The organism is Jannaschia aquimarina, assembly GCF_000877395.1.
GTDB lineage: Bacteria > Pseudomonadota > Alphaproteobacteria > Rhodobacterales > Rhodobacteraceae > Jannaschia > Jannaschia aquimarina.
In genome coordinates this window covers 44,302-69,953 of the sequence record NZ_JYFE01000041.1, presented here as the reverse complement: position 1 = coordinate 69,953, position 25,652 = coordinate 44,302, and the positions used below count along the sequence as shown (strand labels likewise).

The 25,652-nt window shown below is 67.3% G+C and carries 25 protein-coding genes; 19 read left to right on the top strand and 6 right to left on the bottom strand.

What is annotated here, in order from left to right; all coding sequences use genetic code 11:
• The first annotated feature begins 58 nt into the window (after nucleotides 1-58).
• From fumC to jaqu_RS10925, 4 genes are read left to right on the top strand one after another with little or no spacing between them, the layout of a single operon-like run.
• Nucleotides 59-1,450, top strand: a complete 1,392-nt coding sequence (fumC, locus tag jaqu_RS10940) for a class II fumarate hydratase (RefSeq protein WP_043919012.1) — start codon at nucleotides 59-61, stop codon at nucleotides 1,448-1,450.
• Complete coding sequence (locus tag jaqu_RS10935; protein WP_043919011.1) at nucleotides 1,447-1,623, top strand: DUF4169 family protein; 177 nt, start codon at nucleotides 1,447-1,449, stop codon at nucleotides 1,621-1,623. Before fumC ends, jaqu_RS10935 begins: the two co-directional genes overlap by 4 nt.
• On the top strand, nucleotides 1,623-1,850 hold the full coding sequence (locus jaqu_RS10930) for a ribbon-helix-helix domain-containing protein (protein ID WP_043919010.1): 228 nt from the start codon (nucleotides 1,623-1,625) through the stop codon (nucleotides 1,848-1,850). Before jaqu_RS10935 ends, jaqu_RS10930 begins: the two co-directional genes overlap by 1 nt.
• Before the next feature lie 24 nt (nucleotides 1,851-1,874).
• Nucleotides 1,875-2,108 carry a hypothetical protein gene (locus jaqu_RS10925; RefSeq protein WP_043919009.1) on the top strand — a complete coding sequence of 78 codons (234 nt, stop codon included), beginning with the start codon at nucleotides 1,875-1,877 and terminating at the stop codon, nucleotides 2,106-2,108.
• Between the two features lie 68 nt (nucleotides 2,109-2,176).
• Here jaqu_RS10925 and aroB read toward each other — a convergent pair whose 3' ends face one another.
• Together aroB and jaqu_RS10915 are read right to left on the bottom strand one after the other, a co-directional pair.
• Nucleotides 2,177-3,283 (bottom strand): 3-dehydroquinate synthase, encoded by a 1,107-nt coding sequence (gene aroB / locus jaqu_RS10920; protein ID WP_043919008.1) that lies wholly within the window; start codon nucleotides 3,281-3,283, stop codon nucleotides 2,177-2,179.
• Nucleotides 3,280-3,831 (bottom strand): shikimate kinase, encoded by a 552-nt coding sequence (locus jaqu_RS10915; RefSeq protein ID WP_043919007.1) that lies wholly within the window; start codon nucleotides 3,829-3,831, stop codon nucleotides 3,280-3,282. The genes aroB and jaqu_RS10915 overlap by 4 nt, the downstream gene beginning before the upstream one ends.
• 98 nt (nucleotides 3,832-3,929) lie before the next feature.
• Here jaqu_RS10915 and jaqu_RS22230 point away from each other — a divergent pair, with 98 nt between their 5' ends.
• From jaqu_RS22230 to jaqu_RS10850, 13 genes are all read left to right on the top strand, one after another.
• Nucleotides 3,930-4,058, top strand: coding sequence for a hypothetical protein (locus tag jaqu_RS22230; protein ID WP_269078987.1), 129 nt, complete (start codon nucleotides 3,930-3,932; stop codon nucleotides 4,056-4,058).
• Nucleotides 4,048-5,544: a hypothetical protein gene (locus jaqu_RS10910; RefSeq protein ID WP_043919006.1), complete on the top strand. Its 1,497-nt coding sequence runs from the start codon at nucleotides 4,048-4,050 to the stop codon at nucleotides 5,542-5,544. The genes jaqu_RS22230 and jaqu_RS10910 overlap by 11 nt, the downstream gene beginning before the upstream one ends.
• Entirely contained in the window at nucleotides 5,541-6,443 is a 903-nt protein-coding gene (locus jaqu_RS10905; protein ID WP_043919005.1) for a site-specific tyrosine recombinase XerD, read from the top strand. Before jaqu_RS10910 ends, jaqu_RS10905 begins: the two co-directional genes overlap by 4 nt.
• A 90-nt stretch (nucleotides 6,444-6,533) precedes the next feature.
• Nucleotides 6,534-7,844, top strand: a complete 1,311-nt coding sequence (locus jaqu_RS10900) for an HlyC/CorC family transporter (protein WP_043919004.1) — start codon at nucleotides 6,534-6,536, stop codon at nucleotides 7,842-7,844.
• 51 nt (nucleotides 7,845-7,895) lie between these two features.
• Nucleotides 7,896-8,789: a DMT family transporter gene (locus jaqu_RS10895; protein ID WP_043919003.1), complete on the top strand. Its 894-nt coding sequence runs from the start codon at nucleotides 7,896-7,898 to the stop codon at nucleotides 8,787-8,789.
• A gap of 130 nt (nucleotides 8,790-8,919) precedes the next feature.
• Nucleotides 8,920-10,281 carry an OmpP1/FadL family transporter gene (locus tag jaqu_RS20670; RefSeq protein WP_052500921.1) on the top strand — a complete coding sequence of 454 codons (1,362 nt, stop codon included), beginning with the start codon at nucleotides 8,920-8,922 and terminating at the stop codon, nucleotides 10,279-10,281.
• 112 nt (nucleotides 10,282-10,393) lie between these two features.
• A complete protein-coding gene (locus tag jaqu_RS10880; RefSeq protein WP_043919002.1) occupies nucleotides 10,394-11,320 on the top strand; it encodes a DMT family transporter in 927 nt (308 codons plus the stop codon).
• Entirely contained in the window at nucleotides 11,317-12,180 is an 864-nt protein-coding gene (locus jaqu_RS10875; RefSeq protein WP_043919001.1) for a hypothetical protein, read from the top strand. Before jaqu_RS10880 ends, jaqu_RS10875 begins: the two co-directional genes overlap by 4 nt.
• 12 nt (nucleotides 12,181-12,192) lie before the next feature.
• Entirely contained in the window at nucleotides 12,193-13,110 is a 918-nt protein-coding gene (locus tag jaqu_RS10870; protein ID WP_043919000.1) for a homoserine O-succinyltransferase, read from the top strand.
• Between the two features lie 84 nt (nucleotides 13,111-13,194).
• Nucleotides 13,195-14,169 (top strand): alpha/beta fold hydrolase, encoded by a 975-nt coding sequence (locus jaqu_RS10865; protein WP_052500920.1) that lies wholly within the window; start codon nucleotides 13,195-13,197, stop codon nucleotides 14,167-14,169.
• A 57-nt stretch (nucleotides 14,170-14,226) separates the two neighbouring features.
• Nucleotides 14,227-15,099, top strand: a complete 873-nt coding sequence (gene ppk2, locus jaqu_RS10860) for a polyphosphate kinase 2 (RefSeq protein WP_043918999.1) — start codon at nucleotides 14,227-14,229, stop codon at nucleotides 15,097-15,099.
• Complete coding sequence (locus jaqu_RS10855) at nucleotides 15,092-15,706, top strand: TetR/AcrR family transcriptional regulator (RefSeq protein ID WP_043919166.1); 615 nt, start codon at nucleotides 15,092-15,094, stop codon at nucleotides 15,704-15,706. Before ppk2 ends, jaqu_RS10855 begins: the two co-directional genes overlap by 8 nt.
• A gap of 39 nt (nucleotides 15,707-15,745) precedes the next feature.
• On the top strand, nucleotides 15,746-17,185 hold the full coding sequence (locus jaqu_RS10850) for a class I adenylate-forming enzyme family protein (protein ID WP_043918998.1): 1,440 nt from the start codon (nucleotides 15,746-15,748) through the stop codon (nucleotides 17,183-17,185).
• Here jaqu_RS10850 and jaqu_RS10845 read toward each other — a convergent pair.
• Nucleotides 17,164-18,201, bottom strand: coding sequence for a sensor histidine kinase (locus jaqu_RS10845; RefSeq protein ID WP_043918997.1), 1,038 nt, complete (start codon nucleotides 18,199-18,201; stop codon nucleotides 17,164-17,166). The two genes, jaqu_RS10850 and jaqu_RS10845, sit on opposite strands and share 22 nt — an antisense overlap.
• Before the next feature lie 120 nt (nucleotides 18,202-18,321).
• Here jaqu_RS10845 and jaqu_RS10840 point away from each other — a divergent pair, with 120 nt between their 5' ends.
• Together jaqu_RS10840 and jaqu_RS10835 are read left to right on the top strand one after the other, a co-directional pair.
• The gene (locus jaqu_RS10840; protein WP_043918996.1) at nucleotides 18,322-18,975 is read left to right on the top strand and encodes a DsbA family oxidoreductase; all 654 of its coding nucleotides are present in this window, start codon (nucleotides 18,322-18,324) and stop codon (nucleotides 18,973-18,975) included.
• Between the two features lie 50 nt (nucleotides 18,976-19,025).
• Entirely contained in the window at nucleotides 19,026-20,195 is a 1,170-nt protein-coding gene (locus jaqu_RS10835) for an MFS transporter (protein WP_084629777.1), read from the top strand.
• Nucleotides 20,196-20,203: 8 nt separating this feature from the next.
• Here the strand turns inward: jaqu_RS10835 and jaqu_RS10830 are convergent, their stop codons facing one another.
• The 3 genes from jaqu_RS10830 to jaqu_RS10820 are packed head-to-tail and all read right to left on the bottom strand — an operon-like array spanning nucleotide 20,204 to nucleotide 25,594.
• Nucleotides 20,204-21,508, bottom strand: a complete 1,305-nt coding sequence (locus tag jaqu_RS10830) for a cation:proton antiporter (protein ID WP_043919165.1) — start codon at nucleotides 21,506-21,508, stop codon at nucleotides 20,204-20,206.
• A 34-nt stretch (nucleotides 21,509-21,542) separates the two neighbouring features.
• Nucleotides 21,543-25,031: a transcription-repair coupling factor gene (gene mfd, locus jaqu_RS10825; RefSeq protein WP_043918994.1), complete on the bottom strand. Its 3,489-nt coding sequence runs from the start codon at nucleotides 25,029-25,031 to the stop codon at nucleotides 21,543-21,545.
• Between the two features lie 41 nt (nucleotides 25,032-25,072).
• The gene (locus jaqu_RS10820; RefSeq protein ID WP_043918993.1) at nucleotides 25,073-25,594 is read right to left on the bottom strand and encodes a hypothetical protein; all 522 of its coding nucleotides are present in this window, start codon (nucleotides 25,592-25,594) and stop codon (nucleotides 25,073-25,075) included.
• Nucleotides 25,595-25,652: the final 58 nt, after the last annotated feature.

The following is a 25,652-nucleotide window of genomic DNA, read 5'->3' as shown; positions in this document are numbered from 1 at the left end:
CCTGGCGGCCCGATCCACGGGCCCCCGCGCGCGATATGACGACAGGAGAGTCCGACCGATGACCGATACCCGCACAGAAACCGACAGTTTCGGCCCTCTGGAGGTTCCGGCGGACAAGTACTGGGGCGCACAGACCCAGCGCTCGATCATGAATTTTCCCATCGGATGGGAACGCCAGCCGGTTGCCATCGTCCGCGCGCTCGGAGCGATCAAAAAGGCGGCGGCCATCGTGAACGAAGACTTCGGCGATCTCGACCCGGACCGCTCCAAGGCGATCCAGCAGGCCGCGCAGGACGTGATCGACGGCAGGTTCGACGACAACTTCCCCCTCGTCGTCTGGCAGACCGGCAGCGGCACGCAATCCAACATGAACGCCAACGAGGTCATCGCGAACCGCGCCATCGAGATCATGGGCGGCACGATCGGCTCCAAGGAACCGGTCCATCCGAACGATCATTGCAACATGGGCCAGTCGTCCAACGACACCTTCCCGACCGCGATGCATGTCGCCATCGGCATGATGGCCCGCGACACCCTGCTGCCGGGCCTTCGCAAGCTGCATCAGGCGCTGGAGGCCAAGTCGGATGAATTCAAGGACATCATCAAGATCGGTCGCACCCACACGCAGGACGCGACCCCGCTGACCCTCGGCCAGGAATTCGGCGGCTACGCGCATCAGGTCGCCAAGGGGATCGAACGGGTCGAGGCGTGCCTTCCGGACATCTACGAACTGGCGCAGGGCGGCACGGCCGTGGGCACCGGGCTCAACACCCGGAAGGGCTTTGCCGAGAAGGTCGCCGCCGAGATCGCCTCGATCACAGGGCTGCCGTTCGTGACCGCACCCAACAAGTTCGAGGCGCTGGCCGCGCACGATGCGATGGTCATGTTCTCCGGCGCGCTCAAGACGGTGGCCGCAAGCCTCTTCAAGATCGCCAATGACATGCGCCTTCTGGGTTCCGGTCCACGCTCCGGCCTGGGCGAGCTGATCCTGCCGGAGAACGAGCCGGGATCGTCGATCATGCCGGGCAAGGTGAACCCAACCCAGGCGGAGGCGCTGACCATGGTCTGCGCGCATGTCATGGGCAACGACGCCGCCGTGGGCTTTGCCGGCAGCCAGGGCCATTTCGAGCTCAACGTCTACAACCCGATGATGAGCTACAACGTGTTGCAGAGCATGCAGCTCTTGGGCGACGCGGCGGGCAGCTTCACCGACAACATGGTGGTCGGCACAAAGGCCAACGTGGAGCGGATCGACAAGCTGATGAAAGAAAGCCTGATGCTGGTCACGGCGCTCGCCCCCACGATCGGCTACGACAATGCCACCAAGGTCGCGAAGACGGCGCACAGGAACGGCACGACGCTGCGCGAAGAGGCGATCGCGCTCGGTCTCGTGGACGAGGAGACCTTTGACCGGGTCGTTCGCCCCGAACTGATGATCGGACCGAAGTGAGCGGCAAGGTCGTCAACCTGCGGGCGGCCCGCAAGGCTCGCACGCGCGATGCCAAGCGGGCCGAGGCGGACGCCAACGCCGCCCGTCACGGTCGCACGAAGGCCCAGAAAGCCGAGGAAGACGCCGCTGCGCACCGGGCGCGCCGGCACCTGGATGGTCACGAGCGGGAGTGATGGATGCCCGCCCGCGAAAGCGCAGCTTGACGCTCCACGGCCATCGCACCAGCGTCTCGCTGGAAGAGCCGTTCTGGGACGAATTCCAGCGCATGGCCCAGGATGAAGGCGTCTCGCTCAACGCCCTTGCCGCGCGCATCGACCGAGAGCGGGGCGTCAGCGCGGGTCTTGCCAGTGCGATTCGCGTCGCCGTCCTGCGACGCCTGCGGACGTTAGCGGGGCGTTAACCGAGGCGTGTCATCCATCAGGATATGGACGAGCGCTACCTTCTTTCCCCGGTCGCCGAGCAATGGCTCACTCAGATCCTGTCGTCGAAAGCGGCGCGGCAGGGTGCCGTCATTCGTCGGAAGGCACGGGATGTCGAACGCATGGTCGGCCGTGAGGCATTCCTGGCCGAGATGCGCCGGCGCGGCTTCGCCACGGTCGAGAACGCTGGGCAGTTCGTGATCCTCTGCAACCGCGAACCCATCCGGCGTCTCACCTGATCCTAAATCCTCAGTCGAGGATTTGGCTAGCGGAGCCTTAGCTAAGGCTCCGCTCGGGGAAGTCTTAGCTAAGACTTCCCTCTCAGGCTGTCCGACAGCACATCGACCACACTCTCATGCGGCACGTCCGACGTCACAAAGGCCTCACCGACACCCCGCGCGAGGACAAAGCGCAGCTTGCCGTCGCGCACCTTCTTGTCCTGTCCCATCAGGTTGACCAGGGCCCCTGCCCCTGGCAATGGACCGTCAATGTCCCGCAGGTCATGCGGCAGCCCCATCTCCGCCAGATGCGCTCGCACCCGTCCCGGCAATTCCTGCGCACACAATCCAAGACGCGCCGATAGGTCGAATGCCAAGCCGCACCCCACGGCCACCGCTTCGCCGTGCAACAGCCGGTCGGAATAGCCCGTCGCCGCCTCCAAAGCGTGTGCGAATGTATGTCCGAGGTTGAGGAGCGCGCGATCCCCCGCTTCGGTCTCGTCCCGCGCGACGATGTCTGCCTTCATCTGCACGGACCGGCGGACCGCCTCTCGCCGAAGGCTCTCGTCCGCTGCAAGCGCCGGTCCATTGCTCTCGAGCCACGAGAAGAAGGCGCTGTCGCCAAGCAGGCCATATTTCGCAACCTCGCCATACCCGGCCCGGAAATCGCGAGGCCGCAGCGTGTCCAGAACTGACGTGTCGCACAGCACCAGCGACGGCTGATGGAACGCGCCCACGAGGTTCTTGCCGTGACGCGTATTGATCCCGGTCTTGCCGCCGACCGAAGAGTCGACCTGCGCAAGCAGGGTCGTGGGAACCTGTACGAAGCGGATGCCGCGAAGCACCGAGGCAGCGGCAAAGCCCGCGAGGTCCCCGATCACCCCGCCACCCAGTGCGAGAATGATATCCGACCGCTCCGGCCGCTGATCGAGCAGCCATTCGACTGAGCGACTTAAGCCGTCCCAAGACTTCGTGGCCTCGCCGGCCGGCAAGGTCAGCGCGGGCGCGTCCAGCCCGTCGAGCCCCGCCCTCAGCCGTTCCAGCCAAAGCGGGGCCACGCGTTCTTCGGTCAGGATCAGGACGCGGCCGCGCGGCGAAAGGGGCTCGATCAGCGGGCCCACGCGATCGATCAGCCCCGGCCCGATGAGAACGTCGTAGCTCCGCCGTCCCAACTCCACCCGGACGGTTTCGGTCATGCAGAGGTTTCCGGGCTGATTTGAAGCAAGGCTTCAATCACGTGATCCACCATGTCTGAAATCGAGTACGAGGCATGCGCATCCACGATGACCTGCGCGTTTGCGTAATGCGGCGTCCGTTCGGCAAGCAGGCGTTCGAGCGTTCCGCGAGGATCGGATGTCATCAAGAGCGGCCGGGTGGTCCGATGCTTCACCCGCGACCACAGCAGATCCGCGCTGGCCCTGAGCCAGACGGAGACGCCCCGTGCCGCGATCGCGTCCCGGTTCCGCTGGTCGAGAAAGATGCCGCCTCCCGTCGACACCACACCGGGGCCTGCGTCCAGAAGCCGGTTGAGGATTTCCCGCTCCCTGGCCCGGAAGAACGCCTCGCCATCCCTCTCGAAGATCTCGGCGATGCTCATCCGGGACGCGGCCACGATGGCTTCGTCTGTGTCCCGAAAGGGAACGTCGAGCCGCTCGGCCAGGGCCGTTCCCACGGCGGTCTTGCCGGATCCCATCATCCCCACCAGGACGATGGGCCGCCCCTCGCCCGGCATATGTCTGCCCATTGTTGCCACACCGCCTTCCTGCCTGTTGCCACCCGCATTGCCAAGCGGAACCCCACCCGGCAAAGTCGCGCCCAAAGAAGAAGCCTCAGGGGCAGGGCATGTTGCGGTTCCTCAAATACCTTCTGATCCTTGCGATTATCGTCGTCGCGGGCCTTTACGGATATTCCTTCCTGCTCGAGCCGGAGACGGCCCCGCAGAGCGAGCAGATCGAGATCGATGCGGGCTAATCTGTTCCTCGTGGTCGCCGCGTGCCTCGCGACGCCGTCGTTCGCCCAGCAACCCGACACGGTGATTCCCTGGCTCAGGGAAGCCTTGAACCGGCCCCCTCTCGGCGAGGCGCCGGACGAACCCCCGGCCTCCGCCCCGTCGGAAAGCGACGTCGCGGTCCTCCCCCTTGGCGAAGTGCGCAGGGACGCGGTCGGCCTTCTCGGCTCGGACGCGACCGGGCTCCCGCCGGATGCCGTCGCGGGATCCGAGCCGGACAGGCTGGCCGACCTGCTGTCGCGTCCGACGGGGGACATGCCCCCTGCCCTGCAAGGGATCGTGCGACTGCTTCTTCTTGCAGAGCTGAACGTGCCGCGTGCGGCGACGGACCCGGACAGTGTCTTCCACGCGCGGATCGACGCTCTGGTGGAGGTCGGCGCACTTGACCCGGCCCAGGCGCTTCTCGAACGGGCCGGGGCGGACACGCCAGAGACATTCGCGCGCCTCTTCGACGTCGCGCTGATGACCGGCTACGACGAGGAAGCCTGCGCGACCATGCTGGACAGGCCGGACCTCGCACCCGGACTGCCCGCTCGGATCTACTGCCTCTCGCGGTCGGGGGACTGGCAGGCCGCCGCGCTGGCGCTGGAAACGGGCCGGGCCCTTCAGGTGACCAGTCCGGAAGAAGATCTGCTCCTCGCCCGCTTTCTCGATCCCGAGCTATTCGAGGGTGAGCCGCCACCGATCCCGCCGCGCCCGATGACGCCGCTCGCCTTCCGCCTGCTCGAAGGCATGGGAGAGCGGCCCGCGACCCGTGATCTGCCGCTTCGCTTCGCGGGCGCGGACCTCAGTCCGACAAGCGGGTGGAAGGCCCAGATCGAGGCTGCCGAACGTCTCGCGCGCGCCGGGGCGATCAGCGCGGATTCTCTCTTTGCACTCTATACGGAACGGCGTCCCTCGGCCTCCGGCGGCGTGTGGGAACGGGCCTCCGCGGTGGCTCGGCTCGAACGAGCTCTGGCCAGCGGGGCCGATCCGGCGGGCGAGCTGCGCGATGCCGTCGCGCTCATGGAGGAGGCCGACTTGCTGGACGCTCTGGCGGCCATGATCGGCGAACGGGTCGTCGCGTCAGGAGTCAGCGGAGATACGGCCCTGCGTCTGGGTCTCCTTTCGCCAGCCTATGAGACGGCAGCGGCGAATGCCCGGACGTCGGACCCGCGTCTCGCCTTCGCCGCGGCACTCGCCCGCGGCGAGGCTCTTCCGCCGCTCGCAGGAGATCTCCCGGCGGCGATCGCATCGGCTTTCGCCCCGCAGGCCGTGACGGACGACGAATTGGCCCGCATGGCGCAGTCGGACCGGATCGGCGAGGCGATGCTCGAGGTCGCGACAAGCCTTTCGGCCGGGTCCGATACCCCTCCGCGCGACGTGACACGCGCACTTGCCTTTCTCCGCTCGGTCGGCATGGAGGATCGCGCGAAACGCACGGCCCTCCACCTGCTCCTCGCCGGATGAGCGACTGGATCGACCTTTTTCTCGAGGCGCAGGCTGCCGAACGGGGGGCCGCCACCAATTCGTTGATGGCCTATCGGAACGATCTGCACGCCTTCGCCGCCCATCTGGAGGCCCGAGGCGAGAGCGTCGAAACCGCGCGACGGGGCGATATCGAGCGGTTCCTGATCGCCTGCGACGCAGAGGGCCTCGCGGCCTCGACCCGCGCCCGCCGCCTCTCGGCGATCCGCGGGCTCTATCGGTTCGCCTATGACGAGGGCCTGCGGCAAGACGATCCGGCCATCCGGATCTCGGGTCCCGGGCGGCGCAAGGCGCTTCCCAAGACGCTGAGCGAAGCCGAGGTCGACGCGATCCTGCAAGCGGCGCGGACCTTTGCGCAGACCGAGACGGACCGGGTGCGCGACACCTGCATGATGCAGCTTCTCTATGCGACGGGAATGCGCGTCACCGAGCTGGTGTCCCTGCCCGTCGCCGCCAGCCGGGGTGATCCGCGCATGCTGCTGGTCCGTGGCAAGGGCGGTAAGGAACGAATGGTTCCGCTGTCCGGACCGGCGCGCGCGGCACTCGCCGCATGGCTCGACCTCCGCGACGCGCAGGAGGACCCGAAGGCGCCGTCGCGCCACCTCTTTCCGTCGCGCGGCAAGTCGGGGCACCTGACGCGTGTCTGGTTCCATTCCCGCATCAAGACGCTTGCGGCCGCAGCCGGTCTCGACCCCGGCAAGGTCAGCCCGCACGTCCTGCGGCATGCCTTCGCCACGCATCTGCTGTCCGGCGGCGCAGATCTGCGGGCGATCCAGGTTCTTCTGGGCCATTCCGACATCTCCACGACCGAGATCTACACCCACGTGCTGGAAAGCCGCCTGCGCGATCTGGTCCTGACCCAACATCCGCTTACGGATTGAGCTTCGGGCGTCCCGCCCGAACCGACGAAATCCGCCGTCGCCGATGGCGGCCATCTTGATGGTGGGCGAACGCGCGCTTAATGGCGCAGGATGGAAACCGCAGCGACAATCGGATGGGGCGCCGCCTGGGGCATCGCCGGCGCGATTCTCTTCCTTCTCATGATGTCCGGGTTCTTCTCGGGCTCCGAGACGGCGTTGACGGCGGCCAGCCGCGCGAAGCTGCGCAGTCAGGCCGACAAGGGCGCCAAGGGGGCCGAGCGCGCGCTCGCCGTGACCGAGGATAGCGAGCGCCTGATCGGCGCCGTCCTTCTGGGCAACAACATCGTCAACATCCTGTCGGCCTCGCTCGCCACGGCCCTCTTCACTGCCGTGCTGGGCGAAAGCGGCGTGGCAGTCGCCACGCTGGTGATGACGGCCCTCGTGCTCGTCTTCGCGGAGGTTCTTCCGAAGACCTATGCCATCTCGAACCCGGAATCCGCGGCGTCCCGCGTGGCTCCGGCGATTGCGATCGTCGTAAAACTGTTCGCGCCCGTCGTCGACGTGGTCCGTGCCTTCGTGCGCCTGATCCTCAAGGCGTTCGGCGTCGATATCGACCCGGACAGCCGGATCATGTCCGCTCACGAGGAAATCCTCGGCGCCATCAAACAGGGCCACACCGAAGGCGGCGTTCAGAAAGAGGACCGTGACCGCCTGCTCGGCGCGCTCGACCTCGGCGAACGGACGGTGGAAGAGATCATGCTCCACCGCTCCGGCATCGAGATGCTGGACGCCGAAGCCTCCCCGGAGGCCATCCTCGACCAGTGCCTCGCCAGCCGGTACACGCGCCTCCCCGTCTTCCGTGGCGAGCCGGAGAACATTATCGGCGTGGTCCACGCCAAGGACCTGCTGCGCCGCATCGATGAGTTGATCCGGGGCGCCGACGGCGACCTGACCCGTCTTGCCGAGCTTGAGATCGGCGCGGTGATGAAGGACCCCTACTTCATCCCCGAGACGACGACGCTCGACGACCAGCTTCGCCAGTTCCTCAGGCAGCACACGCACTTTGCGCTGGTGGTGGATGAATACGGCGCCCTGCAGGGCCTGATAACCCTCGAGGACATTCTCGAAGAGATCGTGGGCGAGATCACGGACGAGTTCGACGAGCCGGACGTTCCGATGCTGGAGCCTGACGAAAGCGGGACCTTCACGATCGACGGCGCGATGACGATCCGCGACCTGAACCGCGCGACGGACTGGAACCTTCCGGACGACGAGGCGAATACGGTGGCCGGACTGGTCATCCATGAGGCCCAGACGATTCCCACGGTCGGCCAGGTCTTCAGCTTCCACAACTTCCGGTTCGAGGTCGGCGGGCGCGAGGCCAACCGGATCACGCTCCTCCGCATCCGCCCGCTTGCCTGATCGCTCGCCCTTTCGCCTGCGGATCGCGGATACCACGGGACCCCGCCGCTGATGGATCGGACGACGCTCGTCGCGGCGACCTGGATGCTGGGCTCGATCGTGTCCTTCACGTCGATGGCCGTTGCGGGCCGGGCGGTGTCCGACACGCACGACACGTTCGAGATCATGCTGTTCCGTTCGGTGATCGGGCTCGGCATCGTCCTGTCCGTTGCCGGTCTGACCGGCAGGCTGCGAGAGGTTTCGGCGGCGCGCCTGCCGCTGCACGTCACCCGGAACATCGCCCATTTCGCGGGTCAGAACCTGTGGTTCTATGCCCTGACGCTGATCCCGCTGGCGCAGGTCTTCGCCCTTGAATTCACGTCGCCGCTCTGGGTTCTGGTCCTCGCCCCCCTGATCGTCGGCGAACGTGTCCGGCCGGTGCAGTACGTGATCGCCGCGCTCGGCTTCGCAGGCGTTCTGATCGTCGCCCGGCCCTTTTCCGGAGAGCTCTCCGTGGGCCTGCTCTGGGCGGGAATGGCGGCTCTCTTCTTCGCTCTGACGAACCTGCTGACACGGCGCCTGACCCGCCATGACGGCATCGTGACGATCCTGTTCTGGCTGACGGCGCTGCAACTGCTCTTCGGGCTGGTCTGCGCGGGGTGGGATGGGGACATCGCCCTTCCCGATGCGGCGACTGCACCCTGGCTGGCCCTGATCGGGCTGGCGGGCCTGACCGCGCATTTCTGCCTGACGAAGGCGCTGTCTCAGGCGCCCGCCTCGACCGTCATGCCGGTGGATTTCGCGCGCCTCCCGATCATCGCCCTGATCGGCGCGGCCTTCTACGCCGAGCCGCTGGATCCGATGGTCCTCTTGGGCGGCACAATCATTGCCGGGGCGGCCTATGCCAACCTCCGGGTCGCGGCGCGTCCCTTGTTGCCCGAAAGCCACCGGCCCCATGGGGAATGAGGCGCATTTGCGTCATGACGTGGCGTAGGATTTGACGCGCAAGCCCTTCGTCCACCACGGTTCGTCACGACCGCGCCGGGAGGAGGCGTACGGGGCACGCGACCCCGATCCGAGGGAAGGACGACAGGACATGACGCGCATCACCATCGCTACGGCGGCTTTGCTGGCCACGACTTCGATCGCCCAGGCGGGCGGGCTCGACCGGTCGGGGCAGAGCATCTCGCCGCTTTTCGATGAAGCGGGCACCACGTCGCTGAGCTTCAGCTACGTGAACCCGAATCTCACCGGCGACGACTCGATCGCAACGCAAGGCAGCTACGATGCCGGCGAAAGCTATACGAACACGACGCTTTCCTATGCGAATACGGTGAACGACAAGTTCTCCTATGCCGTGATCGCCGACCAGCCGTTCGGCGCGGACATCTTCTACAACGACGATCCGACGACCTCGGCCCTGGGCGGGACGACCGCGGATCTGGGTGCCGACGCGATCAGCTTCGTCGGCCGCTACAAGATCAACGAGCGGTTCAGCGTGTTCGGCGGCCTCCGCGCCCAGAATGCCGGCGGCCGCGTGGTCCTGAACGGGATCGCCTACGCCAATGCCCTCGGCGCCCGCGCAGGGGCCGTCGGTCTGGGCGAGGCCGTCGCGACGGCGGCACAGACGCCCGGCGCCGCGAATCAGGCTGCGGCCCAGGCGATCCTTGCTGCCCTCGGCGACGAGGCCGGAACCGCCTTCGCCGGCGTCGCCAGCGGCAATGATGCGACCGCAGCCCTCGAAGCGCAGTTGAACGCCGCCGGCTTCGGTACGGCCGTCGCAACGGCACAGGGAACCTTTGGCGCGGTCTCGACCAATTTCGGGCCGTCGGGCGGCTACGAGGTCGAGATCGAGGATGATTGGGGCCTCGGCTACACGTTCGGGGTCGCCTACGAGATCCCCGAGATCGCCCTGCGTTTCGCCGCGACCTACCATTCCGAGGTCTCGCACAACACCACCGGCGTCGAGCAGTCGATCCTGTTCGGCCCCGGAGAGATCGACGGCGACATCGACTTCGCCACGCCGCAATCCGTGAACCTCGAATTCCAGACCGGCCTGAACCAGAAGACCCTCCTGCTCGCCTCCATGCGCTGGACGGACTGGGACGATTTCGACGTTGTCCCAGAGCTTCTGGGCACCGACCTCGCCGATATCGAGGACAGCTATACCTGGAACCTGGGCGTTGCGCGGCGTTTCACCGACAACCTCGTCGGACTGGCGTCGATCCGGTACGAAAAAGCCAACGACAACGAAACGGTTTCGCCCCTCGGCCCGACCGACGGCCTGATCGGTCTCTCGCTCGGCGTCCGGTACACCGCGGACAACCTGAATGTCTCGGGCGGCATCAACTACACCAAGATCGGCGATGCCAATCCGGGCGTGGCGGGCAACCCCGTCGCATCGTTCGAGGACAACAGCGCCGTCGGCGTGGGCCTCCGGGTCGCCTACAAGTTCTGATCGCAAGCCGCGATCGAAGCGAACGCCCCGCCCCATGGCGGGGCGTTTCGCGTTCATGCCCTTCCGCATCATTCGGGTCGCCCGCCCGGTACGGCCCTGCTAGCGCGGCATCATGACGAGCAGAGACATGTCCGCCCGAGCCTGGGCCGAACTGGGCCTCCTGTCGCTGATCTGGGGCGGCAGCTTCCTGGCCATCCGGATCGCGTTGGACGAGCTGCCTTTCGTGACCTCCGTCGCCTGGCGTGTCGCCCCAGCAGCGATCGCCCTTTGGCTCTGGGTGCTGATCCTGCGCCTGCCCGTCCCGCGCGACGCGCGAAGCTGGACCGCGCTGCTGGTCATGGGTCTGCTCAACAATGTGATCCCGTTCTCGCTGATGGCGTGGGGTCAGTTGACCATCGAGACGGGCCTCACCTCGATCCTGAACGCCGGAACGGCGGTCTTCGGCGTTCTCGCGGCCGCGCTCTTCCTTGCCGATGAGCGGCTGACGCGCCGCCGGTCGCTGGGGGTCGCGCTGGGCTTCGCGGGGGTGGCGACCGCCATCGGCCCGGCCGCGTTGCTGGATTTCGACATTCGCAGCCTCGCCCAGCTCGCCGTCGTCGCGGGCACGGTCAGCTATGCGATGGCCGGCGTGTGGGCACGGCTCAGGCTCGGGCACCTGCCGCCGCAGGTCTCAGCGGCTGGAATGCTGACCGGATCGTCGCTCGTGATGATCCCGGCAGCCCTTTGGATCGACGGGCCGGTCTGGCCGTCGCAGTCTGAAACCGTCTTGGCTGTTGGATATTACGCGCTCGTCTCCACGGCGCTGGCCTATCTGCTCTACTTCCGCGTCCTCGCGATGGCGGGCTCCGGGAACCTGCTTCTCACGACGCTTCTCATCGCCCCTGTCGCCATCCTCCTGGGCGCCGTCGTTCGGGACGAGACCCTCGCACCGACGACCTATGCAGGCTTCGCGCTGCTGGCGCTTGGGCTCGTGATCCTCGACGGGCGGCTCTGGCGCAGATTGACCGCGGGACGCACCGCCGCTACCCCGCGCGGATGATCTACGAGACCCCGGAAGACTGGCGCAAGGCGCCCAACAAGCGCGTCGCGTTCTTCGGAATGTCGGGATTGGGCAAGACCCATCTCGCCCAGATCCTGCGCGCATCCGGGGAGTGGTTTCACTACTCGATCGATTACCGCATCGGGACCGCCTATATGGGCGAGGCCATCAAGGACAATCTGACCCGCGAGGCGATGAAGGTCCCGTTCCTCAAGCCGCTTCTGCGCTCGGATTCGATTTACATCGAAAGCAACATCGCGTTCGCGAACCTCGCGCCGCTCTCGACCTTTCTCGGCAAGCCCGGCGATCCCGACAGGGGCGGCCTCGATTTCAACGAGTACTTGCGTCGTCAAGAACTGCACGAAGGCGCGGAGCGCCGTGCCCTTCTGGACACGCCGCATTTCATCGCCCGCGCGGGCGACGTCTACGGCTACGACCACTTCGTCTGCGACACCGGCGGCTCCATCTGCGAAGTCGTCGACCCGGAGGATCCGTCCGACCCCGTCTTGCGCTGCCTGTCGGCGGCGACGCTGATGGTCTGGCTTCAGGGCGGCGAGGACCATGTGGAACGTCTGGTCGAGCGCTTCGCCGCCGATCCCAAGCCGATGTGTTACCCCCGCGCCGTGAACGAGGCGCTCTGGGCCGAATTCTCGGCCGAGCACGGCACCGAGTGCGACCCGGACGCTTTCGCGACCTTCGCCTATGCCCGCGCCATGCGCAGGCGCGAGCCGGTCTATGGCGCGATGGCACGCAATTGGGGCGTCACCCTGCCGGCCCACCGTGTCGGCGAGGCCCGCGATGCCGGCGACGTGATCGAGCTGGTCGCCGACGCCCTTGGCGCCGCTCGCATCGCCGCCTAGATCGGGCGTCTTATGCCGATCACCCTTCCCCAGGACCTTCCCGCCTATCGCATCCTCGGAGACGAGGGTGTCATGGTCATGTCCGACGACGACGCGACGCGTCAGGATATCCGCCCCCTGCGGATCGCCCTGCTGAACCTGATGCCGATGAAGATCGCGACCGAGACGCAGTTCGCCCGCCTGATCGGCGCGACGCCCCTGCAGATCGAGTTCACGCTCGTCCGCATGTCCGAACACCAGTCCAGGCACACCGCGCCCGAACACATGGAGACCTTCTACCACCCCTTCCAGGAGGTGAAGGACCAGCGCTTCGACGGCCTCATCATCACCGGCGCCCCGATCGAGCATCTGCCCTTCGATCAGGTCACCTATTGGGACGAACTGACCGAAGTCATGGATTGGACACAGACCAACGTGCATCACACCTTCGGCGTCTGCTGGGGCGGGATGGCGATGGCCTGGCACTTCCACGGCGTCCCCAAGCACATGCTGGACCACAAGGCGTTCGGCTGTTTCCCCGTCCAGAACGAGGCGCCGGCCTCTCCCTATCTTCGGGGCTTCTCGGACGAATGCGTCATTCCGATCTCGCGCTGGACGGAGATGCGCCGCAATGAACTGGAGGCGGCCGGCATCGACGTCCTGCTCGGCTCCGAGGAGACCGGGCCCTGTCTGGTCGAGGACCGCGCCCGCCGCGCGCTCTATATCTTCAACCATTTCGAATACGACAGCGACACGCTCAAGCGGGAATACGACCGCGACGTGTCCGAGGGCCGGCCCATCAACGTGCCCGGCAACTACTACCCGCAGAACGATCCCGCGCGCCTGCCGCTCAATCGCTGGCGGAGCCATGCGCACCTGCTCTACGGCAACTGGATCAACCAGATCTACCAGACGACGCCGTTCGACCTCACGCGGATCGGCAAAGGGTGACCGACACAATCTGTTGACCTCGAAGGGTATTTGCCGAGCGCGCTACCGCGCCTATCTTCGATATGCGCTACCCGAAGACTCACCATGTTGTCATCCATCGTCACCCCCACCGCACTTGCCGCGACCTTCGCGATGGGCGGCGGCACTTGGGTCGACAGACGCGCCGCGATCCGCGAAGCCTCCTTCGAAGCCGCCTTCCCGCCGCAGGGCCTGTTTCTCGATGTGGACGACGTTCCCGTCCATGCCGTCGTGCGGGGCGAAGGGCCGGATCTCGTCTTCCTCCACGGCGCCAGCGGCAATGCCCGCGACTGGTCGTTCTCGTTCATGGACAGGCTCGCCGACCGCTTCCGCGTGATCGCCTTCGACCGACCCGGACTGGGCTATACCGGCCGCACGGATCCGGATTACGACGCGCCGTTCTCGACCGCCGCCGAATCTCCGCGCGAACAGGCAATCCTGCTACAGGCCGCAGCCGCCCAATTGGGCGCCCATGACCCCGTCGTGATCGGTCACAGCTTCGGCGGCGCCATCGCGCTGGCCTGGGCCGTCCACCGGCCGGGCACGCTCCGCGCGCTCACGCTCGTCGCGGCCGCCTCCAACCGGTGGGAAGGGGGTCTCGGGCCGCTCTATGCCGTGAACGCCTCCGCCCCCGGCGGGGCCACGGTCATCCCTTTCCTGACCGCCTTCGTCGGACAGGATTACCTGCGCCGCGTGACCGAGGCGATCTTCGCCCCCGACCCGGTCCCGCAAGGCTACTTCGATCATGTCGGCGCGCCTCTGACCTTGCGGCGACGCTCCCTGCGGGCGAATGCGCGGCAGGTGAACGGCCTCAAGCCGCATATCGTCGAGATGGAGCCTCACTATCCCGCGCTCGACCTGCCGATCGAGGTGGTTCACGGCACCCGCGACACGATCGTGCCCGACCACATCCACGCTCTGCCCTTCGCCGAGATGGTGCCCCACGCCAATCTCACCCGGCTCGACGGCGTTGGCCACATGCCCCACCACGTGGCTCCCGACGAGGTGGAAGCCGCGATCCTGAGGGCCTACATGGCCTAGGCGCGCGCGACGGCTTCGCGTAAGACCCACGGACGCGATCACTGCCGGAGCCAGCCAATGTCCCTACCTTTCGACGGAGCGATCAGCGCATTCGCCGAGACGGACGCCCCGGCGGACGTCCGCTCCGCATTGAGCGAGGCGCGTAAGAAGGACATCGTGACGCCGGATTACCCCTACGACCGCTGGATGGGAAAGAAGGCCTACGAAGAGCAATTGGACGCGCTCCAGATAGAATTGGTGAAATGCCAGGCCTGGATGCGCGAGACCGGTCATCGTCTGGTCGCCGTCTTCGAGGGCCGCGATGCCGCCGGCAAGGGCGGGACGATCCGACGGGTCACCCAGCATCTCAGTCCCCGCGCCGCGCGGGTCGTCGCCCTCTCCAAGCCGACCGAGACCGAGGCGGGCGAATGGTACTTCCAACGCTATATCCGCCGACTGCCCACGACAGGCGAAATGGTGATCTTCGACCGCTCCTGGTATAACCGCGCGGTCGTCGAAAAGGTGTTTGGCTTCTGCACCGACGAGGAACGGGCGACCTTCTTCGAGCAATTGCCCGATTTCGAGCGGATGCTGGTGAAGGACGGGATCATCCTGCTGAAGTTCTGGCTGACGGTGGGACAGGCCGAGCAATTGCGCCGCTTCCTGTCGCGCGAACGCGACCCGCTGAAGCAATGGAAACTGTCCTCGATCGACGTCAAGGGACTGTCGCGCTGGGACGACTACACCCGGGCCATCGACGAGACGCTGGACCGCGCGCATTTCGACTTCGCCCCGTGGACGGTGGTACGGTCGGACGACAAGCGGCGCGCGCGCCTCAACGCGATCCGCGTGATCCTGAACGCCCTGCCCTATGACGGGCGGCGCGACGACCTGTTGGAGATCGACCCCAAGGTCGCCGGTGGACCGGAGCTCTGGCTTGACGGTGCCTAAGCGCGGCTATCATCACGGCAACCTGCGCCAGGCGCTGGTCGATGCCGCGCTCGGACTGATCGAGGCGAAGGGCCCCACAGGCTTTACCCTGTCCGAAGCCGCGCGCGAGGCCGGCGTCACGCCCGCCGCCGTCTACCGCCATTTCGAAGGGCGCGAGGACCTCATCATCGAGTGTGCATTGCAGGGTCACGCGATCTTCGCCGACCTGATGGAGCATGCCTTCGCCTCGCAGCCCTCGTCCCTCGCCGCCTTCGAGGCGACGGGGCGGGCCTATCTCGCCTTCGCCCGGCGCTATCCGGGCCATTACATGGCGATGTTCGAAAGCGGGCTCAGCCGGAACGAGACGCCTGACCTCGCGCGCGCCGCGGCCCGGTCCCACGCGGTGCTGGAAAAGGCGGCCGCGGCCCTGTCGGAACGCCTGCCGGCCGACAGGCGGCCACCACCGGCGATGTTCTCGGCCCATATCTGGGCGATGAGCCACGGCGTCGTCGAACTCTTCTCTCGTGGCGATCCCGGCGCGAACGCTCCCTTCCCGCCCGAAGATCTGCTCGAGGCGGGGATCGGGATCTATTTGCGCGGCCTCGGCCTGCTGGAAGCCGATGGCTGACGCGCCACCGACGACCCCACCACACGGCGCGCACGCCCCATGAGCAAAGGTTTCAACTTCGCATCCTACGTCCTGGCTGCCGGACGCGACCGCCCGGATCACCCCGCGCTGATCGTCCCGGGCGGCGATGTCTGCTGGTCCCACGGCGACCTGCTTGCGCGGGTCGAGCGGCGCGCAGGTGCGCTCCGACGCCTCGACCTCCCGGCGGGCGCGCGCGTCATCCTGCGGTTGGCGGATACGCCCGACTTTCCCATCACCTACCTCGCCTGTGCCGCGGCCGGCCTCGTGCCCGTCGCCACATCGGCACAGCTGACCCGGGCAGAGATCACGCCCATGGTGGCGCAACTCGATCCTGCCCTGGCGGTGGTCGACCCGTCCGTCGCGCCCCCGGACGGCGTCAGGCAGGTCGAGCCGGGCGACCTCAACGGGGAGCCGCTTGCCTACGACGACTGGATGCTCGGCGATGCGGAGCGGCTCGGCTACATCGTCTTCACCTCCGGGTCCGGCGGGCGGCCCCGCGCCGTCGCCCACGCCCACAGGGCCGTACGCGCACGCCAGATGATGTGGAAGGACTGGTACGACCTGCGCACCGACGACCGCGTGATGCATGCCGGTGCCTTCAACTGGACGTATACGCTTGGGACAGGTCTGCTCGATCCGTGGAGCCGGGGCGCCACCGCCCTGATCCCGCCCCACGGCACCGATGCCGCCGCCCTGCCCGCACTGATCGCCGGGGCGCATGCGACGATCTTCGCTGCGGCGCCGGGCGTCTACCGCCGCATCCTGCGCGCGCCCATGCCTGCGATGCCGGCGCTCCGCCACGGCCTCAGCGCGGGCGAGAGCCTGCCGACCGCGATCCGAAACGACTGGCGTGCGAAGACCGGGACGGACCTGCACGAAGCGCTCGGCATGTCGGAATGCTCCACCTTCATTTCGGGATCCCCGGACCGGCCGGCACCGGACGGCTTCGCAGGATATCCCCAGACGGGGCGGCGCATCCGCGTCTTGGACGGCGCGCTTCAGATCTCCACCTCGGATCCCGGCCTGATGCTCGGCTATTGGGAGGGGGACGGGCCCAGCCCTGTGGCGGGCGACTGGTTCGATACCGGCGACAGCGTCGAACAGGCAGCCGATGGCGCGATCCGGTATCTCGGCCGACGCGACGATATCCTGAACCCGGGCGGCTATCGCGTCTCTCCGCTGGAGATCGAAGCGGCGTGCCAGGGCCTGCCGGTCGAGGATATAGCCGTCGGTCAGGTCACGCTGCCGTCGGGCGCAACCGTTCTTGCAGCCTACTACGTTGGCGCGCCGCTCGATGAGGCGGCTGCAACAGCCCATCTGGCGACCCGCCTTGCCCGCTACAAGCAGCCGCGCCTCTGGCTCCGACGGGACCGCCTGCCACGAAACGCGAACGGCAAGCTCATCCGAAGCAAGCTGGCCGAGACGGCAGAGGCCGGTCAGCCGCCCGACGCCTCCTGATTTCCGGAGCCGAACTGCCCGGCGGGCCAGGTGCATGAAAAGGCCAAGCCCTCGGGCCGCCAATCCAGCACCGGAGAGCCGGAATAGGTCGCGCGGGTCATCGTCTTGAGGACCTGCATCCCGAAGCCACCCTTTCCCTCGGGCTCGACCACGGGCTCGGCCACCCCACGCTCCGACCAGCCAAAGCGGAACTCGTCGCCCTCCACCTCGATCGACAGATCGACATGCCCGTCATCATTGGCCAGGGCCCCGTACTTCACCGCGTTCGTCATCAATTCGTTCAGCGCAAGGACCATGGTCTGTGCCGACGTTCCGTTGAACGCGAAGGGGTCCAGCTTCGCGGTGATCCGCCCGCCCGCGATCAACGGACCGAGGATGGCATCGACCAGCGCATCGGCGGCTACGGCGCGGTCCTCGCCCGTGAAGGTCAGCGAGTTCACCGCCGCCAGCGCCTGCAGCCGCCCTGAAAACCCCTCCGCCAAGGCTTCGCGGGTCTGCGCACTGCGCGCCGCCATGTTGAACATGCCCTGCACCAGCGCGAAGACGTTCTTCATCCTGTGCGCCATCTCACGGGCAAGCAGGTCCGAACGCTCCTGCGCCTGCCGCAGGTCGGTGATGTCGTAGTTCACGCCGATCAAAAGCCTGCTGCCATCCGAATGGCTGCGAACGCGGCCCTGACCGGTCAGCCAGATCATGCGCCCGTCAGGCCGCTCGAAGCGGAAATCGACGTCGTACGCGCCGTTTTCCTCACCCGCTCTTCTGATCTCCGCGACGACGTTCGCACGGTCGTCCGGATGGATCCGCTCGATGAACCGATCCGCCGGCACACGACCGACGAGTTCCTCGAGGCCGGTGAGGCGCCGCAAGGTCTCGTCGATTTCGCAGTCCGAGCTTTCGAGATCGAGCACGAAGCGGCCGATACCGCCAAACCCGGCGGCGATATCCTGCCAGTCCGTCTCGTCGACAAGCGCAGCCAGTGCCGAGGCGCGGCCGCTTGTCCCAGTCTGATCTCTCATTTTCGATACTCGTCAGGCTTTTAGCCCCGCTCCCTTGCCATGCCGCATGGCCCCGGCGCAAGCGCCCCTTCCCCTCCCGGCGGCTGGGGCCTAAGACGAGCGCGCGTGTTGGGGGGACCCATGCTCAAGCTCGACATCATTTCCGATCCGATCTGCCCCTGGTGCTATATCGGCAAGACCCGCCTGTTCCGGGCCCTAGAGGCGCGCCCCGACCATCCGTTCACGATCGAGTGGCACCCATTTCAGCTCAATCCCGACATGCCTGAGGGCGGAATGGATCGCGCTACCTATCTGGAACGCAAGTTCGGCGGCAAGGAAGGCGCCGTCCGCGCCTATCTCCCGGTGGTCGAGGCAGCGGAAGACAGCGGCCTGACGCTGGATCTCGAAGGGATCGCACGCACGCCGAACACGCTGGACGCCCATAGGCTCATCCATTGGGCGGGTCTCGAAGGCAGGCAGACGGCAGTCGTCCACGGCCTGTTCGCCGCCTATTTCGAGGCGGGCCGGGATATCGGCGACCCGCAGGTTCTGGCGGACATCGCCGAGGGATGCGGGATGGACCGGGCGATGACCGAACGGCTGCTCGCGACGGATGCAGACCGGGAGGAGATCCGAACTCGCGACGCCCACGCCCGCGAACGCGGCGTGACCGGCGTGCCCACCTTCGTCATCGCCAACCAGGCGGTCGTCGCCGGCGCCCAACCCGCCGAGACGTGGCAACAGATCATTGACGACCTCCAACGGCAGATCGCCAGTCAGGCGGCCGGCGGGTGAACCCCGCCCCGTCACGTCTGCCGACGGCCGAGTTCGTCGCTCTCGTCGCCATGCTGGCGGCGACGATCGCCTTCTCGATTGATGCGATCCTGCCCGCGCTGCCCGATATCGGCGCCGAACTCGCCCCCGCAGAGTCGGCGCGCCTGCCGCTCGTCATCGTCAGCTTCCTCGTCGGGATGGGGGTGGGGACCGTCATCGCCGGGCCGCTCTCGGATGCGTTCGGGCGCAAGCGCGTGATGCTGGGCGGTGCGGCGCTTTACAGTCTGTCGGCCGCCGCGGCGACGGTCATGGCCGATCTCGACGGGATCATCCTCGCCCGGCTGCTCCAGGGTCTCGGCGCGGCGGGGCCGCGGGTCGTGGCCATCGCCATGGTGCGAGACCTGTACCAAGGCCGCGGCATGGCGCGGATCATCAGCTACTCGATGATGGTCTTCACACTCGTGCCGGGGATCGCGCCGCTGATCGGGGCGGGCATCTCGGCCAGCTTCGGATGGCGCGGCGTCTTCTGGTCCTTCGTCGCCTTCTCGCTGATTTCCAGCCTGTGGCTCGCCCTGCGGCAACCGGAGACGCTTCCGACCCGGTCCCGCCGACCGCTCCGCGTCCGGCCGCTCTGGCAGGCGGCACGAGAGGTCGTGTCCGCGCCCGACACGCGGCGCGCGCTGATGGCGCAGACCCTCGTCTTCGCGATCCTCTTCGCGACGATCATCTCGATCCAGCAGATCTACGACCAGACCTTTGACCGTGCCGCCAGTTTCCCGCTCTGGTTCGGCGGCATCGCGCTCCTGTCCGGCCTGGCCAACCTGCTGAACGCGCGGCTCGTCGGTCGGCTGGGAATGGTCTGGCTGATCCGGCGCGCCATTGCGGCGCATCTGGGCCTGTCGCTCGTCCTCGTCGTGTTCTGGCTGGCTTTCCCGGACCTGCTGGGCTTCGAGGCCTTCGTCGCCTGGCAGTTCGGCACGTTCGCCATGGTCGGCTTCGCGGTCGGCAACCTGAATGCGCTTGCGCTCGTCCCGCTGGGGCACGTCGCCGGGATGGCGTCCTCGATCGTCTCGTCGGCGGCGACGGTAGGTGCGGCGGCGCTGGCGGCCCCGGTCGGTCTTCTCTTTGACGGCACGCCGCTTCCGCTCGCCCTGGCCTCCGCCCTGTTCGCCGCGCTTGCCAGCCTGCTCATCGCGCGCCTGACCGAGGCCGAGGAGGCACCGCGCGCGACGGACGTGTGAGACCGGCCTCAGGCGGCCTCGCGGTCGCCCTCGCCGTCCTCGTGATGCGGATGCACCTCGCCCAATTGCTCGTCCCCCTCCAGCCAGTAATTCGCGGCATATCCGTGGATCAGGATCGAGACGAGGATCGTGACTGCCGCGATCCGCCAGACCGCGTCGATATCCCCGAACTGCGCGTGGTTCTGCGCATAGGCGATGTAGAAGACCGACCCCATTCCCCGGATCCCGAAGAACGCGACCTTGCGGCGGCTGATATCGGTGCAATCGTGCCCCACCAGCGCCAGCAGCCCGGCCGCGGGGCGAAGGACCAGGACCAGCGCCAGCGCGAACGCCACCTCCTGCCACCGCAGGCCGGACAGCGCGCCCGACCCGATGAACGTGCCCAGCCACAGGAGCAGCACGGCGAGCAGGATCGCCTCGAGCTGTTCGGCGCCGTGATGGACGAACTTCTCGTACCCCTCGTTAGACGTGCCGCGCGTGTTCGACCGGCCCGCCCGCGTGGCGAAGAACACAGCCAGAAACCCGTAGCCGTCCACCCCCTCGGTGATGCCGTAGGCAAGCAATGTCGAGGCAAGCACCACGACGACCGCATTCCAGGCCCCCTGCGATCCGTCGCCCACCGGCGAGAAGATGATCCGGCTGATGACCAGCCCGACCCCGTAGCCGATCACGATCCCCACGATCACGCGATAGGCGAAATCGAAGCTGAGCCAGGACCAGAACCAGGCCTCTCCCTGAAACATCTGGCCCACGCCCAGCGCCGCGGCGTGGATGGCGAGATAGACGAAGGGAAAGGCCAGCCCGTCGTTCATCCCGGCCTCGGCCGTCAGCGCGACCTCCATCGGCTGCTCGTCCTGCCCGGGGGGCGAGACCTGGACCGACCGGGCCAGTACCGGATCCGTCGGCGCCAATGCGGCCGCCAGCAAAAGGGCGCCCGGGATCGTCAGGCCCAGCCAGCCATGGCCCAAAGCCGCCACGCCCACGACCGTGATCGGCATCGTCACCAGCAGCAGCCGCCATGTGGGGTTCCAGTTCCGCCAGCTTCCGACCGTGTCGATGGCCAGTCCCGCCCCGGCGAGGCTGATGATGACGATCAACTCCGACGCATGCTCCACCACCTTCGCGTGCAGCGTGCTGGCCAGCGGGTCGATCATCCCGTACCCCGCCATCCCGGCGGCCGCCCCGAATAGCGCGTAGAAAAGCGGCAGGTTGAACAGCTTGTAGCGCGCAAGGGCCGGTTGCAGCGTCAGCCCGAAGAGCGCCAGCCCGACCACGGTATAGACCACGTCCCGCCCGTCTATCGTGTCGAACATCCCGCCCTCCATTGCAGCCGAACGCGGACCGTTTTCAGCCGGTTCCCCCCGAGAGCGCGGCCTTGGCCAACTCGCGCGCGATGCGGTTGGCGCCCTTGATGCGGTCGGCACCCGATTTCGCCTCGGCGCGGATGACCAGGCGGTCGCCCTTGATCTGGGCCGCACCCTTCCAGGACTTGATGAAATCGACCAGCGCGCCGGGATCCGCGAACTTATTGTTGTGGAACTCGATCGTTGCGCCCTTCTCGCCGACATTCAGCTTCTCGATGCCCGCGACCTTGCACAACGCCTTGATGCGGACGACGCGCAGCAGGACGTTCACTTCCGACGGCAGAGGGCCGAAGCGGTCGATCAGCTCGGCCGCGAACCCCTCCAGCTCGACCTTCTTCTCAAGCCCGGACAGCCGCCGGTAGAGGCCCAGCCGCACGTCGAGATCGGGGACGTAATCCTCGGGGATCAGGACCGGCACGCCCAGCGCGATCTGCGGCGACCAATCGTCGGAAAGCGCGTCGGCCAGACCTGCATCGCCGGCCTTCAGCTTGGCGATCGTCTCCTCCAGCATCGAGTTGTACAACTCGAAGCCGACTTCCTTCACGTGGCCTGATTGCTCTTCGCCGACGATGTTGCCGCCACCCCGGATATCGAGATCCTGGCTGGCGATGTTGAACCCCGCCCCCAGCGCGTCGATCGAGCCCAGCGCGCGCAGGCGCTTTCCGGCCGCAGGCGTCAGCTTGGCGCGCGGCTTGGTCGTCAGATAGGCATAGGCGCGGGTCTTGGATCGGCCGACACGTCCCCTGATCTGGTAGAGTTGCGCCAGCCCGAACATGTCCGCCCGCCAGATCACCATCGTGTTGGCGGTCGGTATGTCGATCCCGCTCTCGATGATCGTGGTCGACAGCAGGACATCGTACTTGCCGTCGTAGAAGGCGTTCATCCGCTCGTCCAATTCGCCCGCGGCAAGCTGGCCATGGGCGATCACGAAGCTGACCTCGGGCACCTGCGCCTCAAGAAAGGCCTGCATCTCGCTGATATCGCTTATTTTCGGCACCACCACGAAGGATTGACCGCCGCGGAAATGCTCTCGCAGCAGCGCCTCCCGGATCGTGACCGTGTCGAATTCGGACACGTAGGTCCGGATCGCCAGACGGTCGATGGGCGGCGTGCCGATGACAGACAGGTCGCGCACGCCCGTCAGGCTCATCTGCAGGGTCCGCGGGATCGGCGTGGCCGAGAGCGTCAGCACGTGCACGTCCGAGCGCATCTCCTTGAGGCGTTCCTTGTGGGTGACGCCGAACCGCTGTTCCTCGTCGATGATGAGCAGGCCGAGATTCCGGAACTTCACCTGTTTGGCCAGGACCGCATGGGTGCCGATCACGATATCGACGGACCCTTCGGCCAGGCCCGCGCGGGTCTCGGCGGCCTGCCCCGCGCTGACGAAGCGCGAAAGCTGCCGGACGGTCAGCGGAAATCCCCGGAACCGGTCGGCAAAGGACTTGGCATGCTGCCGCGCCAGCAGGGTCGTCGGCGCGATCATCGCGACCTGCTTGCCGGAGGTCGCCGCGATGAAGGCCGCGCGCATCGCCACCTCGGTCTTGCCGAAGCCCACATCGCCCACCACCAGCCGATCCATCGGCTGACCGCTGGCCAGATCGGTGCGCACGTCCTCGATCGCCTGAAGCTGGTCGTCCGTCTCTTCGTAGGGGAACCGCGCCTCGAAGGCGGCCCACATGTCGCCCGGCGGCTCCAGCATCGGCGCCTTGCGCAAGGCCCGTTCCGCCGCGATCCGCATCAGCCGCTCGGCGATCTGACGGATCCGCTCCTTGAGCTTGGCCTTGCGGGCCTGCCACGCGCCGCCGCCCAGCTTGTCCAGCAGCCCTTCCTCGGCGCCGTAGCGGCTGAGCAGTTCGATGTTTTCGACAGGCAGGAACAGCCGGTCGCCGCCCGCATATTCGAGCGCGATGCATTCGTGCGGCGCGCCCGCGGCCGTCACGGTCTCCAGGCCCAGATAACGCCCCACGCCGTGATCCACGTGGACGACCAGATCGCCGACCGAAAGCGACTGGGCCTCGGTCAGGAAGTTCTCGGCCTTGCGCTTCTTCTTGCGACCCCGGATCAGCCGTTCGCCCAGAACGTCCTGCTCCGAGATGACGGTCAGGCGGCCCTTGCCGACCGGCCCCTCGAAGCCCCGCTCCAGCGGCCAGACGGCAAGGCCCACGTCACCTCGCCCGACTTCCTCGGCGCGGCGGACCAGCTTGATGCCGGTGACGTCCTGATCGGCCAGCAGCCCTTCGAGCCGTTCCCGCGCCCCGCCGGAATAGCTCGCGATCATGACCCCGCCGTCTTCGCGCCTGTCGGCCACGTGACGCGCCAGCGCCTCGAAGACGTTGACCCCCTCCTGCTGACGCTCCGGCGCGAAGCTACGTCCGATCCGGCCGCCGAAATCCAGGATGCCGGGCCCGGGCGGGGCGGCGAAGGCGGACAGGTGCAGCACCCGCCTGCCCGTCAGCGCCGCCTCCAGCGCGTCGGGCGACAGGTACAGCCCCTCGGGCGGCGCGGGCTTGTAGACGGCGTCCAGCCGGTCGCGCGCGCGCATCGCCTCGCGCCGGTTGTCGTACATGTCCCTGATCTGACCCCACCGCTCGGCATGGGCGGGGACGGTGCCGTCATCCATGACGAAAGCGGCGTCGGGCAGGAAATCCGCCAGCGTCTCCAACTCTTCGTGGAAGAACGACAGCCAATGCTCGGCGCCCGCCGCCTTGCGCCCCGCGCTGACCGCCTCGTAGAGCGGGTCGTCCGTCCCGGCGGCCCCGAACTCCACCCGGTAAGTCTGACGAAAGCGGGTGATGGCCGGACCGTCGAGGATGACCTCCGAGACCGGGGCAAGCTCGATCCCGTCCAACTGCTCGGTCGTCCGCTGCGTCGTCGGATCGAAACGCCGCAGCCCGTCCAACACGTCGCCGAAAAGGTCCAGCCGTACCGGCGCGGGCTGACCCGGCGGCCAGATGTCGATGATCCCCCCGCGCGGCGACCAGTCCCCCGGCTCGGTCACGGTGGGCGACTGGGTGAACCCCATCCGAACGAGGAACTCGCGCAGCGCCCCCTCGTCGATGCGCTGGTCCACGCGGGCGGCGAAGCCCGCGCCTTTCAGCGTCGCGCGCGCCGGCATCCGCTGCGTCACCGCGTTCAGCGTGGTCAGCAGGATCATCTTCCCAGACAGCCCGTGGGCCAGCGCGGTCAGGGTGGCCATCCGCTCGGCGCTGATCTCGGCGGCCGGGCTGACACGGTCGTAGGGCAGGCAATCCCAGGCCGGCAGGCGCAGCATCGTGGTTCCGGGCGCAAAGACGCGCAAGGCGGCGGCCATCGCCTCCAGCCGCTTGTCGTCGCGCGCGACATGGACGACCGGCTTGCCGCGATCCAGTTCGCGCAGCAGCACCGTCGCGTCGAAGCCGTGCGGCGCGCCGCCCGCGCGCAGATGGCCCGGAGGCAGGGGCGTCGTGGTCAGATCGCTGGCATCATCCGGCATGGGGGGCACGTAACGGGTCCGCCCCTCTTGTCAACGCGTGCTCAGCCGCCAAGCACGCTGACGTTGAGGTTCATCCACATGCCCCACATGGACGTCACGAAGATCGAGACCATGCCGATGCCCTGCACGACCCGCCGATGGCGGAACAGAAGCGGTGGCAGCCCGTCCGGGTCCGTGGAAAGCAGCTTGCGCGCCGTCCGCAGGTTCAGCCACCCGACCAGCGACATCGGAGCGAACAGCAGAAAGATCGCCTGCGCGAATTCAAGCCCGTAGACGAACCCGATCAGGCCCAGCGCCGTAACTGCGAACCAGGTGAACGCCGTCGCCCAGGTCCCCGAGACATCGGCGATATGCGTCAGGCGCCTTGCGTGAATCGTGCCCAGCGCATGCGCATCCCGCGACGCCACCTCGTCGCCCCGAGACGCCCGCCGCACCATATCGAACGGCACGCCGACGACCCAGTAGGAGGCCGTCGACCAAAGCACCGCCAGCGCGATCCAGAACCACAGGTTAGAGAACGACCGCAGGTCGATCACTTCAAAGGCGATCTGAACAAAATCCAACGGCCACGTCCCTCCTCGGCCCGGCGGTTGTGACCTGCGCGCCGGGGCGGGGCAAGGC

Coding starts and splice junctions, on each gene's coding strand:
- fumC (WP_043919012.1), top strand. CDS start 59: ATGACCGATACCCGCACAGAAACCGACAGTTTCGGCCCTCTGGAGGTT.
- jaqu_RS10930 (WP_043919010.1), top strand. CDS start 1,623: ATGGATGCCCGCCCGCGAAAGCGCAGCTTGACGCTCCACGGCCATCGC.
- jaqu_RS10925 (WP_043919009.1), top strand. CDS start 1,875: ATGGACGAGCGCTACCTTCTTTCCCCGGTCGCCGAGCAATGGCTCACT.
- aroB (WP_043919008.1), bottom strand. CDS start 3,283: ATGACCGAAACCGTCCGGGTGGAGTTGGGACGGCGGAGCTACGACGTT.
- jaqu_RS10915 (WP_043919007.1), bottom strand. CDS start 3,831: ATGGGCAGACATATGCCGGGCGAGGGGCGGCCCATCGTCCTGGTGGGG.
- jaqu_RS22230 (WP_269078987.1), top strand. CDS start 3,930: ATGTTGCGGTTCCTCAAATACCTTCTGATCCTTGCGATTATCGTCGTC.
- jaqu_RS10910 (WP_043919006.1), top strand. CDS start 4,048: ATGCGGGCTAATCTGTTCCTCGTGGTCGCCGCGTGCCTCGCGACGCCG.
- jaqu_RS10905 (WP_043919005.1), top strand. CDS start 5,541: ATGAGCGACTGGATCGACCTTTTTCTCGAGGCGCAGGCTGCCGAACGG.
- jaqu_RS10900 (WP_043919004.1), top strand. CDS start 6,534: ATGGAAACCGCAGCGACAATCGGATGGGGCGCCGCCTGGGGCATCGCC.
- jaqu_RS10895 (WP_043919003.1), top strand. CDS start 7,896: ATGGATCGGACGACGCTCGTCGCGGCGACCTGGATGCTGGGCTCGATC.
- jaqu_RS20670 (WP_052500921.1), top strand. CDS start 8,920: ATGACGCGCATCACCATCGCTACGGCGGCTTTGCTGGCCACGACTTCG.
- jaqu_RS10880 (WP_043919002.1), top strand. CDS start 10,394: ATGACGAGCAGAGACATGTCCGCCCGAGCCTGGGCCGAACTGGGCCTC.
- jaqu_RS10875 (WP_043919001.1), top strand. CDS start 11,317: ATGATCTACGAGACCCCGGAAGACTGGCGCAAGGCGCCCAACAAGCGC.
- jaqu_RS10870 (WP_043919000.1), top strand. CDS start 12,193: ATGCCGATCACCCTTCCCCAGGACCTTCCCGCCTATCGCATCCTCGGA.
- jaqu_RS10865 (WP_052500920.1), top strand. CDS start 13,195: ATGTTGTCATCCATCGTCACCCCCACCGCACTTGCCGCGACCTTCGCG.
- ppk2 (WP_043918999.1), top strand. CDS start 14,227: ATGTCCCTACCTTTCGACGGAGCGATCAGCGCATTCGCCGAGACGGAC.
- jaqu_RS10850 (WP_043918998.1), top strand. CDS start 15,746: ATGAGCAAAGGTTTCAACTTCGCATCCTACGTCCTGGCTGCCGGACGC.
- jaqu_RS10845 (WP_043918997.1), bottom strand. CDS start 18,201: ATGAGAGATCAGACTGGGACAAGCGGCCGCGCCTCGGCACTGGCTGCG.
- jaqu_RS10840 (WP_043918996.1), top strand. CDS start 18,322: ATGCTCAAGCTCGACATCATTTCCGATCCGATCTGCCCCTGGTGCTAT.
- jaqu_RS10835 (WP_084629777.1), top strand. CDS start 19,026: ATGCTGGCGGCGACGATCGCCTTCTCGATTGATGCGATCCTGCCCGCG.
- jaqu_RS10830 (WP_043919165.1), bottom strand. CDS start 21,508: ATGTTCGACACGATAGACGGGCGGGACGTGGTCTATACCGTGGTCGGG.
- mfd (WP_043918994.1), bottom strand. CDS start 25,031: ATGCCGGATGATGCCAGCGATCTGACCACGACGCCCCTGCCTCCGGGC.